Origin of the sequence: Shewanella sp. MBTL60-112-B2, assembly GCF_019655055.1 — a bacterium.
GTDB lineage: Bacteria > Pseudomonadota > Gammaproteobacteria > Enterobacterales > Shewanellaceae > Shewanella.
In genome coordinates this window covers 1-12,925 of the sequence record NZ_BPFA01000038.1, presented here as the reverse complement: position 1 = coordinate 12,925, position 12,925 = coordinate 1, and the positions used below count along the sequence as shown (strand labels likewise).

The following is a 12,925-nucleotide window of genomic DNA, read 5'->3' as shown; positions in this document are numbered from 1 at the left end:
AAAGAGAGGACACAATGCAGGGTTCTGTTACAGAATTTCTTAAACCGCGTCTCGTTGATATCGAGCAGGTTAATCCAACACGTGCCAAGGTTACACTGGAGCCGCTAGAGCGTGGTTTTGGTCATACTCTAGGTAACGCGTTGCGTCGTATCCTATTGTCGTCTATGCCAGGCTGCGCGGTTACCGAAGTAGAGATCGATGGTGTACTGCATGAATACAGTAGCAAGGAAGGCGTGCAAGAGGATATCCTTGAGATACTACTTAACCTTAAAGGTTTAGCAGTAGTTATCGAAGGGAAAGACGAAGCTATGCTTACGCTAAGTAAGTCAGGCGCAGGCCCTGTTACTGCAGCAGATATCACGCATGATGGTGATGTTACTATCATGAATCCTGACCATGTTATCTGTCATTTGACAGGTAATAATGAAGTCAGCATGCGTATCCGCGTAGAGCGTGGTCGTGGTTATGTACCGGCTTCTGCCCGTGCACAAACTGAAGACGATGATCGCCCTATCGGCCGTTTGTTGGTTGATTCTTCGTTCTCACCAGTTGCTCGCATTGCATACAATGTAGAAGCTGCTCGTGTTGAACAGCGTACAGACTTAGACAAACTCGTTATCGATATGACCACTAACGGTACTATCGATCCTGAGGAAGCAATCCGTCGTTCAGCGACAATTCTAGCCGAACAGCTAGATGCGTTTGTTGAGTTACGTGATGTGACTGAGACTGCACCAGTAGAAGAGAAGCCGGAGTTCGATCCGATATTGTTGCGTCCTGTCGACGATTTAGAGCTAACTGTACGTTCAGCCAACTGTTTGAAGGCTGAAGCGATTCATTACATCGGCGATCTGGTACAACGCACTGAAGTTGAGCTGCTTAAGACTCCTAACCTAGGTAAGAAATCTCTTACTGAAATTAAGGATGTTTTAGCGTCTCGCGGACTGTCGTTAGGTATGCGTCTGGAAAACTGGCCTCCAGCTAGTTTAGCAGACGACCTTTAAGTCCAGATTAGTACAGATATAGGTAATAAGGATTAGGTCATGCGCCATCGTAAGAGTGGTCGTCAACTAAACCGTAACAGCAGTCACCGCCAAGCTATGTTCCGTAACATGGCTTGCTCAATAGTTCGTCACGAAGTGATCAAAACTACTGTAGCTAAAGCGAAAGAACTGCGTCGCGTAGTTGAACCTCTAATAACACTTGCTAAGAGTGATAGCGTTGCAAACCGCCGTTTGGCATTTGCTCGTACTCGCGACGCTGAAGTCGTTGGTAAGTTATTTACTGAATTGGGTCCACGTTTCCAGGAACGTCCTGGTGGATATACCCGTATTCTTAAGTGCGGTCTACGTACTGGTGATAAAGCGCCTATGGCGTATATTGAACTAGTAGGTCGTCCAGAAGCAGCTGAAGCTGTTGAAGACACTGCAGAGTAAATAAGTCTTAGTTTGAAAAGGCCGAACATCAGTTCGGCCTTTTTTATGCCTGCAATTTAAGCTTCATCTCGTAGTTTATTCGCATATCCATACATCTACTATTTGTACCACTTTGTGCATGGGTCCTTTAATTTCTAAGTTAAATTACAAGATAGCCCTAAATTCTATTCTCAAGATTAGTACTTGCATTGCTTGTTTTAGATTCGATATATATGACAAATATGGCTATCAATGTGACGCGGCTTTGATGGGGGACTATTGGCAAGCATAGAATAGTTTGCTTGCTGCTTTCATATGGAGGGCGGCGTTTGTCTTAGTTAATAGCCATCGTAATCTTTATCATTTGTTATCTCGGTCGAGATTTATTAACGCTTAGTTACTTTAGCTGAGCAATCAAAACCTATAGCTAGATAAGTCGTGAAAGACTCTCTGATTCTTTAAACTAGTCATTTGATTGGCTCTTCAATCTGCCTTAACTGGATCCATATCTATGCCTATCTCATGTATACACAAGATATCTCCTAGGCAGGCAATACCATTTAGAATGAATAGTTGCCAGCTTACCGGCGTTCAATAGTTCTATGGCATGCTATTAAGTTCTCCTAGGTAACAGCTCCTGCTTTAGTCTTGCTAATCGCTACGACATATTTTCCTGCTATTATTCTTAGTCTCGTTCCTCCTAAATTTACAGAGTTGTGAATTAATTTGCCAAAAACGTTCTGAGTAGATCAACTTCTTATACTGATTGGTATAAGCCTGCGCTGCTCAAATGTTTGAAGAGTATCCTTGTTCCAGTGTTTAGCTTATTGATGGATCCTCAAACTGCCGAACGTCTCTTAAGGGGTGTTATTGGCTGTCTTGCTGTTCGTTTAATTGTTTCGTAAGGGGCGAATATACTCTCTTCTTTTAGGCCTGAATTGTTTGCTAAAAAATGATGTCAGTAGTTAAGTTTTTGCTAATAAGTATAGGGGTAGGTGCTCCGAGTCGCGTATTCGGCTCGAGACAAACACCAATTATGCATAAGTTGGCGTTTGTGGATTTACGTATAAACAAAAGGTCCGATCATTTTAAAATCTATTTTATTTGTTCAAAAGCTATTGAGTCAACAACCCTGAGATTGCGATCGTATGTTAAGACGAGTAGTCCAAATGTTCATCTCAGTGGGTCTAGTTGATCTTGTTGCAGCGTATGTAGGAAGAATTTACTGACATAAACATTGTGCTTCAAGACTAAGCAAGGAGGTAGCCGTTCCGGCAAAAGTCGTTCGGGAGTTAGGTTGTAAGGTATTATGCTATTTTCCTGCGTATGGAAGGCGGTATTGCGCGCCGACACGGTTAATTAGATTTTATGATATTAATTTGCCGTGTTATACGAGAAATATGCGTACAGCCTCCTAAACCTTGTTGTTGCCACTTTTTGGTGTTGTTTGCAACTTAGTTGGTCGAGTGGGTGATTGCTGCTTAGAGGCTTGTATCAGGCGTTCTGATGATACTTGTTATTGCAGATTATGAATCCCGGCTTATATTTTCGGCCATGTTCTGTAGGCATAAAAAAGCCCTCTAAAAGAGGGCTTCTTAATTAAAACCTATGAGCTTGACTTAGTAACCGCCAGACTTTTGCTCTTGGTTATAATCTAATTTTTCGTGGCTTTGACCCATAGCTTCTGCAACTTCTGGCGGCATATAGTTTTCATCATGCTTAGCCAATACTTCAGTTGCTTCTAGTACACCAGGTTTCGATAGAACACCTTGTGCTACGATACCTTGGCCTTCACGGAAAAGATCCGGTAGAAGGTCGTCATAAGTTACGATGATCTCGCCGCCAGCTGCATCATGAATAGCAAATTCAACGTGAAGACTATTTGGGTCACGAACCATTGAGCCAACGGTTACCATGCCACCAACACGAATGCGTTGGCCGATTTCCGGCATAACTCCAGTATCCTTCTTACCCTGTACAATTTCTGTAGGGGTAAAGAACAGGTTTAAATTCGAATTCAAAGCGTATAGAAGCAAAGAAGCGATAGCTGCTACACCACCAATCAAGGCTACAGCAAGGGTAAGGCGTTTCTTTCGTCTTGGGTTCACTATTTAGTACTCCGAGTTTCTTTAAGGCGTTCTTCGCGCTGAATCTTCTTGGCGATTTCTACTAACACCTTGCGTTTCTGTCTAACACTAAGGACGACTAAGGTCCCTAGTGAGAAAAAAGTTACACCGTAGGCAAGCCATACATAGAATGCGTAGCCGCCCATATTGATAAATTCACTAACTGAGTCGAACTGCATTATTTGACCCCTTCTGCTTTAGCAAGTTCACGAACCCATGGACGCATGCCATTTCGTGCCAAAATTTCTGATCTAAATCTCACTAATGTTATCGCACCAATCATTATACCGAACCCCATGATGTTAATTAGGAGTGGATATAGCATCTCTGAAGGCATAGAAGATTCTTCAGTGATCTTGATGGTCGATGGCTGGTGCAATGAGCTCCACCAATCTACAGAGTACTTGATGATTGGGATGTTAATTACACCAACGATTGCCAAAATACCAGCGGCTCTAGCAGCCAACACTTTATCCTCAAATGAAGCATAAAGAGAGATTACGCCTAGATATAAGAATAATAGCACTAGTTCAGATGTTAAACGTGCATCCCAAACCCACCATGTGCCCCACATTGGTTTGCCCCATGTTGCACCAGTAATAAGTGCAATAAAGGTAATGACTGCACCGATTGGCGCAATAGCGGCTGCAGCCCAGTCGGCAGACTTAATTTGCCACACAAGTCCGATAAATGAAGAGGTCGCCATGGCCATGTAAGCCGCCATAGACATAGAAGCAGCAGGTACATGGATAAAGATGATTCGGTAACTATCACCCTGTTGATAATCTGTAGGAGCAAACACTAAGCCCCAAACTGTACCGATACCAATCATCGACACAGCAAGCATGGCAAACCAAGGAAGTAAGGTGCCTGATAGTTTATAGGCGCGTTCAGGATCCGCGTATGAATGTAACCATTTCCACATTTTAGTTAGTACTCACTCGTAAGGATGCACCAATTGCAAATGGTGCTAACGTTAATGAACCGACCAACATTGCGCCAATAATAGCGAGTTGACCATCATAGGGTAAATTCATGCCAGCGGCGTCAATCGCGCTAGTAGCAAAAATTAGTACTGGAATATATAAAGGTAAAATTAGCAGGCTTAACAGCACACCACCTTTACGTAATCCAACTGTCAGTGCAACACCAATGGCTCCGAGCAAGCTTAGTACTGGAGTTCCTAATGCTAGCGTCGCAATTAATGCGCCGTAACTATTGCCGTCTAAATGTAATAAAACTGCAAGTAATGGTGCCACCAAAATTAAGGGCACACCCGTTAATATCCAGTGGGCTAACACTTTAGCTAATACCATCAAAGGTAAAGGCTGCGGGCTTAACAGCATTTGCTCAAGGCTACCATCGGCATAGTCAGCTTTAAACAAACGTTCAAGAGATAACATTGATGCTAACAGTGCTGCTACCCAAATGATACCTGGAGCAACTCGAGTTAATACTTGTGGCTCTGGACCAATACCTAATGGGAATAGCGTCACCACGAGGACAAAAAACAGTAGCGGGTTAAAAATATCACCGCGATGACGTACAGCAATTTGCAGATCTCGCTTTAACAGCGTGCTAAATGCCTTGGTATAACTGATACCTTTTTTCATAGCCAAAACCTTATACGAAGCGATAATCGAGACGAATTTTACGGAGGATATCATCACCAATCACACCCATATCTTGGTGTGTGGTTAATATCACGCATCCACCTCGCTTTGCATGGGCTAAAAACAGGTGCTCAAGCTCTTCTACGCCTTTCTTATCGATTGCTGTAAAAGGCTCATCTAGAAGCCAGATTTTGCAATTCGTGTGCCAAAGCCTAGCGAGTGCAGTCCTTCGGTGTTGGCCTGCTGACAAGTGTCCAGCTAGCGCTTCTTCGAAACCTGAAAGATTGACTTTTGCAAGGATCTGACGGGCATCAAAATCATTATATCCGCTGATCCTTAAATTGAAGTTAAGATTTTCCTCTGCCGTTAACTCACTTTTAACACCTGCAAGGTGGCCAAGGTACAACAAGGCATCATTGTACTCGTCACGACAACGGTTAATGTCTTCACCTTTAAAATTGATTTGCCCGGCATAGGGGCGAGATAAACCAGCGATGATCCGCAAAAGACTTGTTTTACCAGCACCGTTAGGGCCTTCAATTTGAACGATCTCACCTTCGGTTATGTCGAAGCTAAGCTCATCAAATAAAATGCGTTCTTCCCTGATGCAGGTTAAGTTATTAGCTGATACCAGTGTTGTTGCTTTTGATTGTTCTACCACTGAGCCCTCTATATCAAGCTGTATGAAAACACAAGTGATACTAACACATAGACTTTCAAGCGTTTAGTCTTGCTTGTAGCTAAGTGTCAGCAATTTGATGTAGTTCGAATATTGTGTATTTTGTATGAACTTTTTAAACATTTGCTAATATATTAACGTTTTTGAGAACTATGTCTTGTGGAATGTGCTTTCACGCGATTAATATCACAAAAAGATGCCATTTGTTGAACTTTGTAGTAACCTAGCGGGGCTAAATCAAGTCTGCCAAAAATTTGAGGGCAGCGTGAGCTTTGTTAGAATTTGCATTAGGAAAGTATAAAATGAAAAAATTATTAGCACTGACTGCAGTGGCAGCTATGACTCTGTCTACAAGCGCACTTGCTCAAGATGGTAAAGCTGTATACGACAAGGCATGTCAAGTATGTCACAGCATGGGTGTTGCTGGTGCGCCTAAATCACATGACGCTGCAGCTTGGGAACCACGTCTAGGTAAAGGTATGGACGCGTTAGTATCTACTGTTAAGTCAGGCCTAAACGCTATGCCACCAGGTGGTATGTGTACTGATTGTACTGATGAAGATTACAAGAATGCAATCGAGTATATGTCTAAGTAAGCTTTACTAGGCATCAAAAAACCGGCTTTAGCCGGTTTTTTTGTATCAAATTTTCGAAACGTTATACTGATTGGTATGAATTTAAAGCTATTTATATAGTTTTAGGGCCTGTATATCCAGTCACCCCCAGTTGTAAGTGGGCACTAACTAGCTTTTCTGGGGGATTTCAGACTCATGCATGAAAGAAGACTTCTCACAGTTAGTCTATACAAAGTAGAAGCGGAATTTTAGAGCATCCGCAGGGTGTTAGATGTTTAAAGCGAGGGGCTGAACTGTGAACGCTATGCGGAGCCTCTCGATATAGCATGACTACTTGCTTCAAGACCTCGGCTTACCTTCGTTACTTTAACAGCAACAGAATGAAAAGTGGTTAAGGTAGTAGGCATGAATCAGTACTTAGGGCTACTTTGCAGATGAACTTTATTATACCAATTAGTATAAAGATTTGGTCGCTCAGCGAGAGTTTAGCGGCACTGAGACAAGGCAACGAGTGCAGAGCATAGTTAAACTAGGTTTAAGCTCCCTCTTTGTTTATTAAGAGTCGCAGTATCAGAGCCGCTAAAACTCGCCATTCTGGAGCGTTTTTGGCTGCCTACTTCTGCGTTGAATAACTTCACAAGGGAGCCACCATTCTTTCAGTTATTCGCCTTGAATTAGTTTGCCAAAAACGCTCTGAGTAGATCAACTTCTTATACTGATTGGTATTACAATCAGATATAAAAAAACCGGCTAAAGCCGGCTTTTCCACTAGTTCAGTCTTATTGAACTTGAGTATCTAGAACTAGTTGGCCAGTCTCGCCTACTTTGATCATCGCAAGTGTGCCTTGGATATCACCAGATTGAGCTCTTACGCTACCATGTTTAGACAGTACAGCGATGATTTCAACGGCTTTAGCATCGCTTAGCTTAGTGTTGCCACCCATACCTGTGCTGTCATCTAGAGTAATCGTTGCTGGTAGAGACTCCGCAGAAATCTTCGTAGCAGCTAGTGGTACTTTAGGACCTTCAGTTGAGCGAGCAAAAATAAATAGCATGTCAGTGCTTGCTACCTTAGCTTGTAACTCCGGCGAAATCGATACTTCAACCGTTACAGTCTTTGCTGTTGTTGCATCTGCTTGAACACCCTTATGAGCTTCATCATTTGGTATTGCACCATCAGAACCTAATCTCATTTTAGCGCTTTCAATAGCATTCATGATTGCACCACGGTCAACGTCAGTACGATCGCTATCTAGGATTAGTTGCCAAGCGTCAATTGCTTTCGGGTAATCAGCAGTAAAGAACGAATCCATTCCAACAAGTAATAATGTTGATGGGTCTACAGGGTCAAGGCTTAGTGCTTGATCAACAAGTGCTTGAACTGTTGGTGTCATCTTTTGATTAGAGCGGTAATAAAGCGCTGTTGCTTTAGGCCCTAGTAATTCAGCGTGTACGCCTACAAGATCCATTGTCTTATCGAATGCTTTGATTGCGTCATCGTAACGGTTTGCTGAAATATAAGCATGACCTAGGCTGAACCATAGTTGGCTATTTTCAGGTTCAGCCTGTGCTTGCGCTTCCATCATGCCCACACGCTGAGACATTATTTGTTCAGTGGTTTGGCCTGCATGTGGATCATTTGCTGCCATTGGTTGGTCTAAGTTTTTATAGGCACCCAATGTTGAGTACATGTAACCGCAGATACCGATAATAACAACTGACATAACTGACGGCCAAAGGATACTTTTTGGCTTTAGTGTGTTCACTAACGACTCGTCATCACCTTGCTTCATGTCTTGAAGTAAGCTGATTTCAAGCTCTTTCTTAAGTGCATCGAACTCAGGTTGGTCAAGAAGTTCTTCTTGAAGTTCTTTCTCTAAAGTTGCGAGTCGTTCATTAAATAGTTCAAGGTTAGTACCCTTGCGAACGTCGGCTTCTTCAGTCCTCAGCATGCGCTGTTGGCGGAAGTGTGGGAACCAAATCAGCGCGAGGCTAACCAGTAGAAATGAGGCTATCAAAATCCAGAATGTGGTCATTATGTCTATTTCACTTTAGTTTGCGAAAAAGCGGCTTCACCGCTGAACTAGGAATAAGATTATACGGAAAGATTATTCATTGAACAGTAATATAACCTGAAATACTCTAAGTTGAGTGCTTGTTCACAGATTGATTCTATTTGTAAAATTTCCCGAAACTTATGGGAACTTTGTCTGTCAGACCTTAACATTCAACCGAATTCGCTCAGTATACGCTTGAATATGACATGCAATTGTTTATGTGTGTTTGTTAATAAGATAGGGGAAGAATGAGACAGGTCACCCATATTTGTACGAAATAGGCAGACATTAACAATAGCAAATACTAAACTGAGCTAAAATTTGTACCTTTTAATAGTGTTAATTGTAAACACGTATGCGATGATTCAGCGAAAGCTTAATCAAGCATGGTTTAGGACTGAGGAAAACCCATGATCCCAGAATTAGGACACTTTTCGCTGATTATCGGCTTGGCATTCGCCATGCTGTTAGCCATCGTTCCTTTAGTAGGTGTAGCTCGTAAAGACCAATACCTAGTGCGCTATGCTTGGCCACTAAGTTACGGCATGTTCTTCTTTATTCTCTTCTCTGTTATTGCGCTTGGCTATAGCTTCGCTGTCGATGACTTCTCTGTTGCTTATGTAGCTCATCACTCCAACTCTGAATTGCCAATCTTTTTCAAGATAGCGGCAGTATGGGGAGGACATGAAGGTTCTTTGCTATTCTGGGTATTCTCATTAGCAGCTTGGGCTGCAGCGGTTGCACTATTTAGTAAGGGCTTAGAAGAAGTCTTTACTGCTCGAGTGTTGGCTGTACTAGCAATGATCTTAATTGGCTTTACGCTATTTATGTTGCTAACTTCTAGCCCATTTGAGCGTTTATTCCCAATTCCGATGGAAGGTCGCGACCTTAACCCAATGTTGCAAGACGTTGGTTTGATTTTCCACCCTCCAATGTTGTATCTAGGTTATGTTGGCTTCTCTGTAAGTTTTGCATTCGCAATTGCCGCTCTTATGAGTGGACGACTAGACTCTGCATGGGCTCGCTGGAGCCGTCCTTGGACACTAGCAGCTTGGGTATTCCTAACTGGTGGTATCTCGCTAGGTTCTTGGTGGGCATACTACGAACTCGGTTGGGGTGGTTGGTGGTTCTGGGATCCAGTTGAGAACGCCTCTTTCATGCCTTGGTTGATTGGTACGGCTCTACTTCACTCGTTAATCGTGACCGAGAAGCGTGGTGCATTCCGTAACTGGACCGTTCTACTTTCAATCTTCGCTTTCTCACTAAGTTTACTTGGTACCTTTATTGTTCGTTCTGGCGTGTTAACTTCGGTTCACTCGTTCGCTGCGGATCCAAGTCGAGGTATGTTCATCCTATTGCTACTCGGTTTAGCAATTGGTGGCTCGCTTACGCTATTCGCTTTCAGAGCGAGTGAGATGCGTAGCCCTGCACGTTTTGAGCTGAAATCAAAAGAGACCATGCTGCTGGTGTGTAACCTGTTGCTAACAGTCGCTTGTGGTACTGTTTTACTCGGTACTCTTTACCCGCTGCTAATAGATGCATTGGGCATGGGTAAGATTTCTGTAGGACCTCCATACTTTAACGCCGTATTTGTTCCAATCGTGCTTGTGCTATTTGGCTTTATGGGTATTGGTCCAATTATCCGCTGGAAGAAATCTAAAGCGGGTGAACTTAAGCGCCAGTTAATCATTCCTGCAGTAATTGCTGCGGTAGTGGGTCTAGCAGTTCCATTTATTGCAGGCGGTGAGTTTAACGCTTGGGTTGTATTCGGTATTGCGGCAGCAGTATGGGTCACATTGATGACATTCCGTGCTGCTTATAACATGGTTAAGACTAAAGATGGCTCAATTGACTTGACTCGTCTTGGACGTAGCCAGCTAGGCATGATCATTGCCCATCTAGGTATTGCGGTATCTGTAGTTGGTGCCACTATGGTGTCTAACTACTCATTAGAGAAGAGTGTCCGTATGGGCCCAGGTATTTCTCATGAGTTAGCTGGTTATACCTTTAACTATGTTGAAACCAAGAATGTTGTTGGTCCGAACTACACGGCTCAACAAGGTCAAATTGAAGTTTACCAGGGTGATGATTATGTAACCCTACTAAGACCTGACCGTCGCCAATACAATGTTCGTACTATGGACATGACTGAAGCGGGTATCGATTGGGGTCTATTCCGAGATCTTTACGTAACAATGGGTGATCCAATTAGCCGTACTGAGTACGCTGTACGTATCAACTACAAGCCATTCGTTCGTTGGATCTGGTTTGGTTCAATCTTTATGATGGTTGGTGGTTTCTTCGCTGCTTCTGATAAGCGTTATCGCGTAAAGGCTAAGAGCGCAGAAAGCACAGCTGCTAAAGAAGCCGATAAGTTAGCTACGGCTTAATTGGAAGTAGGGTAAGTATGAAAAAGTTAGTACTATTTATTCCACTCGTCGTGTTTTTAGGTATGGGAGTGTTCCTTTATAAGGGGCTCTTCCTTAACCCTCAACAACTCGATTCAGCTCTAGAAGGAAAGCCGATCCCGGCTTTCCAGTTAGAGGTTTTGGAAAAGTCAGGGGAAACCGTGACTAATGAGACGCTAAAAGGCAAGGTCGGTCTACTTAACGTATGGGCAACTTGGTGCCCGTCATGTAAGTATGAGCATCCTTTCTTAATGACTTTGGCACGTAAGAATATTCTGCCTATTTACGGCATTAATTATCGAGATGATCGCCCGCTTGCTATTCGTGAGCTGAGCCGTGAAGGTAATCCATATGCTATCAATATCTATGACCATGATGGTCGTTTAGGTTTAGATCTTGGTGTTTATGGTGCCCCTGAAAGTTTCTTGGTCGACCATAAAGGTATTATCCGTTACCGTTACGCAGGTCCTATCGACAGTAATGTGTGGAAAGAAACACTTTACCCTATGGTTCAACAGCTACAAGCTGAAGCTGCGAAGGATGGTGCATCGTGATTAAATCACTAATGAAGGGCTTATCGGCTCTAGTGTTACTAGTCAGCATGACAAGCATTGTTAATGCTACGCCGGTAGACACTTATGAATTTAAGTCTGTTGATAACCAAAAGCGCGCATTAAGTCTTGCTCACTCTTTACGTTGCCCACAGTGCCAGAATCAGAATCTGATCGATTCGAACTCTCCAGTTGCTCAGGACTTACGTCTAGAAGTATACCAGATGGTTGATGAAGGTAAGGCTGATGACGAAATCGTTGAATTCATGACGAGTCGTTACGGTGAGTTCGTACTATATAAGCCAAGAATGGAAGCTAAAACCTACGCACTGTGGTTGGGCCCAATAGCTCTTCTATTGTTTGGTGGTTTGATTGGTTTCTTTTTCATTCGTAAACAGCGTATAGCGGAAGCGACTAACCAAGAGCTTTCTACTGAAGAGCAAGATGAACTCAATCGTCTATTAAAGAGAGACGCTAAATGAGATCGACCATAGTGGGTCTAGCTGCAGCAACCATGTTGTTTGCTGTAGGCGCGCAAGCTTATCCAGGTATGGAGAAGCAAGCAGAAAGACAAGTTCAGTCAAGTGTCGATCTAATTAGTGTTCTTCCTAAGCCATTTCCGATCGAAGCCGTAGCTTTTAAAGATAGCGAAGGCTCCTCTGTCGACTTTAGCCAATATAAAGGCAAAGTGATTATGGTAAACATGTGGGCAACTTGGTGTCCTCCATGTGTTCGAGAGCTGCCGGCGATCAGCCGCTTCTCTGCCAAGATCGGATCAGATGATTTTGAGGTGTTACCTGTCTCTATCGATCTAGAAGGTAATAAGCAAGTAGAGCCATTCTTAAAGTCATTAGGTATGGAAGACTTTAATACCTATTATGATAAAGAACAGAAGCTGGGTAATGTCTTTCCTTTAGACACAATCCCTGCGACCTTTATCCTTAATAGGGAAGGTGAGTTAATTGCTTTCGTTCGTACCTTCGTTGATTGGGATGACGATAAAGCTGTAACACTTATTAAGGGGTTTCTTGCTGAACCTCAGCAATCAAATCAAGTTACCAAGAACGCAGACTAGATTTAATAGTGTTAATCATGATGAAAAGGGGCTTTTAGCCCCTTTTTTGTACGTATCGTTTGATAACCATCCACTTGATTCATATCTTCTAATTTTATTACTAAAGCTGCTTGCGATCTTCAAAGATCTCCCTATAATGCGCATCCACTGACACGGCACAGCAGGCCAACTAGCTAAACGAAAGCTTAGGTAGAACGGGACTTGCAGCGGTGTTAGAGAGTTAAAACTCTTAGGAGATTTGATTCAGGTGACAAACGCTTTAAGAGCTTCGAATGATGGTTGTTAACACGAGAGTGAACAAAGAATCATCGCTTGAAAAACTTCTTAAAATAAGCGCTTGACGCCGACACTGGAGAGTGTAGAATACGCCTCCTCAGCCAAACGACCTAAGCGTCTAAGGCGCCATTTTGAAAGGCTTAGCCTTGA

General features: G+C 43.0%; 13 protein-coding genes. 7 read left to right on the top strand and 6 right to left on the bottom strand.

Annotation, left to right across the window (positions count from 1 at the left end; translation table 11 throughout):
* Window positions 1-14: 14 nt before the first annotated feature.
* Window positions 15-1,004: a DNA-directed RNA polymerase subunit alpha gene (locus K5Q73_RS18740; protein ID WP_012153478.1), complete on the top strand. Its 990-nt coding sequence runs from the start codon at window positions 15-17 to the stop codon at window positions 1,002-1,004.
* Window positions 1,005-1,043: 39 nt separating this feature from the next.
* Window positions 1,044-1,436, top strand: coding sequence for a 50S ribosomal protein L17 (gene rplQ, locus K5Q73_RS18735; protein WP_012153479.1), 393 nt, complete (start codon window positions 1,044-1,046; stop codon window positions 1,434-1,436).
* A 1,598-nt stretch (window positions 1,437-3,034) separates the two neighbouring features.
* Here rplQ and ccmE read toward each other — a convergent pair.
* The 5 genes from ccmE to ccmA are packed head-to-tail and all read right to left on the bottom strand — an operon-like array spanning window position 3,035 to window position 5,815.
* Window positions 3,035-3,523: a cytochrome c maturation protein CcmE gene (gene ccmE / locus K5Q73_RS18730; protein WP_220765517.1), complete on the bottom strand. Its 489-nt coding sequence runs from the start codon at window positions 3,521-3,523 to the stop codon at window positions 3,035-3,037.
* Window positions 3,523-3,720, bottom strand: a complete 198-nt coding sequence (ccmD, locus tag K5Q73_RS18725) for a heme exporter protein CcmD (protein ID WP_012153481.1) — start codon at window positions 3,718-3,720, stop codon at window positions 3,523-3,525. Before ccmD ends, ccmE begins: the two co-directional genes overlap by 1 nt.
* Window positions 3,720-4,466 (bottom strand): heme ABC transporter permease CcmC, encoded by a 747-nt coding sequence (gene ccmC / locus K5Q73_RS18720; protein ID WP_220765516.1) that lies wholly within the window; start codon window positions 4,464-4,466, stop codon window positions 3,720-3,722. Before ccmC ends, ccmD begins: the two co-directional genes overlap by 1 nt.
* A 1-nt stretch (window position 4,467) precedes the next feature.
* Window positions 4,468-5,154 (bottom strand): heme exporter protein CcmB, encoded by a 687-nt coding sequence (gene ccmB, locus K5Q73_RS18715; protein WP_220765515.1) that lies wholly within the window; start codon window positions 5,152-5,154, stop codon window positions 4,468-4,470.
* 10 nt (window positions 5,155-5,164) lie between these two features.
* On the bottom strand, window positions 5,165-5,815 hold the full coding sequence (gene ccmA, locus K5Q73_RS18710) for a cytochrome c biogenesis heme-transporting ATPase CcmA (RefSeq protein ID WP_220765514.1): 651 nt from the start codon (window positions 5,813-5,815) through the stop codon (window positions 5,165-5,167).
* 320 nt (window positions 5,816-6,135) lie between these two features.
* Between ccmA and K5Q73_RS18705 the strand changes: the two genes are divergently transcribed.
* On the top strand, window positions 6,136-6,429 hold the full coding sequence (locus tag K5Q73_RS18705; protein ID WP_220765513.1) for a cytochrome c5 family protein: 294 nt from the start codon (window positions 6,136-6,138) through the stop codon (window positions 6,427-6,429).
* A 758-nt stretch (window positions 6,430-7,187) separates the two neighbouring features.
* On the opposite strand, the gene ccmI is transcribed toward K5Q73_RS18705, so the two are convergent.
* A complete protein-coding gene (ccmI, locus tag K5Q73_RS18700) occupies window positions 7,188-8,444 on the bottom strand; it encodes a c-type cytochrome biogenesis protein CcmI (protein ID WP_220765512.1) in 1,257 nt (418 codons plus the stop codon).
* Window positions 8,445-8,875: 431 nt separating this feature from the next.
* Between ccmI and K5Q73_RS18695 the strand changes: the two genes are divergently transcribed.
* From K5Q73_RS18695 to K5Q73_RS18680, 4 genes are read left to right on the top strand one after another with little or no spacing between them, the layout of a single operon-like run.
* Window positions 8,876-10,855 (top strand): heme lyase CcmF/NrfE family subunit, encoded by a 1,980-nt coding sequence (locus K5Q73_RS18695; protein WP_220765511.1) that lies wholly within the window; start codon window positions 8,876-8,878, stop codon window positions 10,853-10,855.
* Between the two features lie 17 nt (window positions 10,856-10,872).
* Window positions 10,873-11,427, top strand: a complete 555-nt coding sequence (locus K5Q73_RS18690) for a DsbE family thiol:disulfide interchange protein (protein ID WP_220765510.1) — start codon at window positions 10,873-10,875, stop codon at window positions 11,425-11,427.
* A gap of 11 nt (window positions 11,428-11,438) precedes the next feature.
* Complete coding sequence (nrfF, locus tag K5Q73_RS18685; protein ID WP_220765534.1) at window positions 11,439-11,906, top strand: heme lyase NrfEFG subunit NrfF; 468 nt, start codon at window positions 11,439-11,441, stop codon at window positions 11,904-11,906.
* Window positions 11,903-12,499 (top strand): TlpA disulfide reductase family protein, encoded by a 597-nt coding sequence (locus K5Q73_RS18680; protein WP_220765509.1) that lies wholly within the window; start codon window positions 11,903-11,905, stop codon window positions 12,497-12,499. The genes nrfF and K5Q73_RS18680 overlap by 4 nt, the downstream gene beginning before the upstream one ends.
* Window positions 12,500-12,925: the final 426 nt, after the last annotated feature.

Coding starts and splice junctions, on each gene's coding strand:
- ccmC (WP_220765516.1), bottom strand. CDS start 4,466: ATGTGGAAATGGTTACATTCATACGCGGATCCTGAACGCGCCTATAAA.
- K5Q73_RS18690 (WP_220765510.1), top strand. CDS start 10,873: ATGAAAAAGTTAGTACTATTTATTCCACTCGTCGTGTTTTTAGGTATG.
- rplQ (WP_012153479.1), top strand. CDS start 1,044: ATGCGCCATCGTAAGAGTGGTCGTCAACTAAACCGTAACAGCAGTCAC.
- ccmB (WP_220765515.1), bottom strand. CDS start 5,154: ATGAAAAAAGGTATCAGTTATACCAAGGCATTTAGCACGCTGTTAAAG.
- K5Q73_RS18740 (WP_012153478.1), top strand. CDS start 15: ATGCAGGGTTCTGTTACAGAATTTCTTAAACCGCGTCTCGTTGATATC.
- K5Q73_RS18680 (WP_220765509.1), top strand. CDS start 11,903: ATGAGATCGACCATAGTGGGTCTAGCTGCAGCAACCATGTTGTTTGCT.
- K5Q73_RS18705 (WP_220765513.1), top strand. CDS start 6,136: ATGAAAAAATTATTAGCACTGACTGCAGTGGCAGCTATGACTCTGTCT.
- ccmI (WP_220765512.1), bottom strand. CDS start 8,444: ATGACCACATTCTGGATTTTGATAGCCTCATTTCTACTGGTTAGCCTC.
- nrfF (WP_220765534.1), top strand. CDS start 11,439: ATGAAGGGCTTATCGGCTCTAGTGTTACTAGTCAGCATGACAAGCATT.
- ccmD (WP_012153481.1), bottom strand. CDS start 3,720: ATGCAGTTCGACTCAGTTAGTGAATTTATCAATATGGGCGGCTACGCA.
- K5Q73_RS18695 (WP_220765511.1), top strand. CDS start 8,876: ATGATCCCAGAATTAGGACACTTTTCGCTGATTATCGGCTTGGCATTC.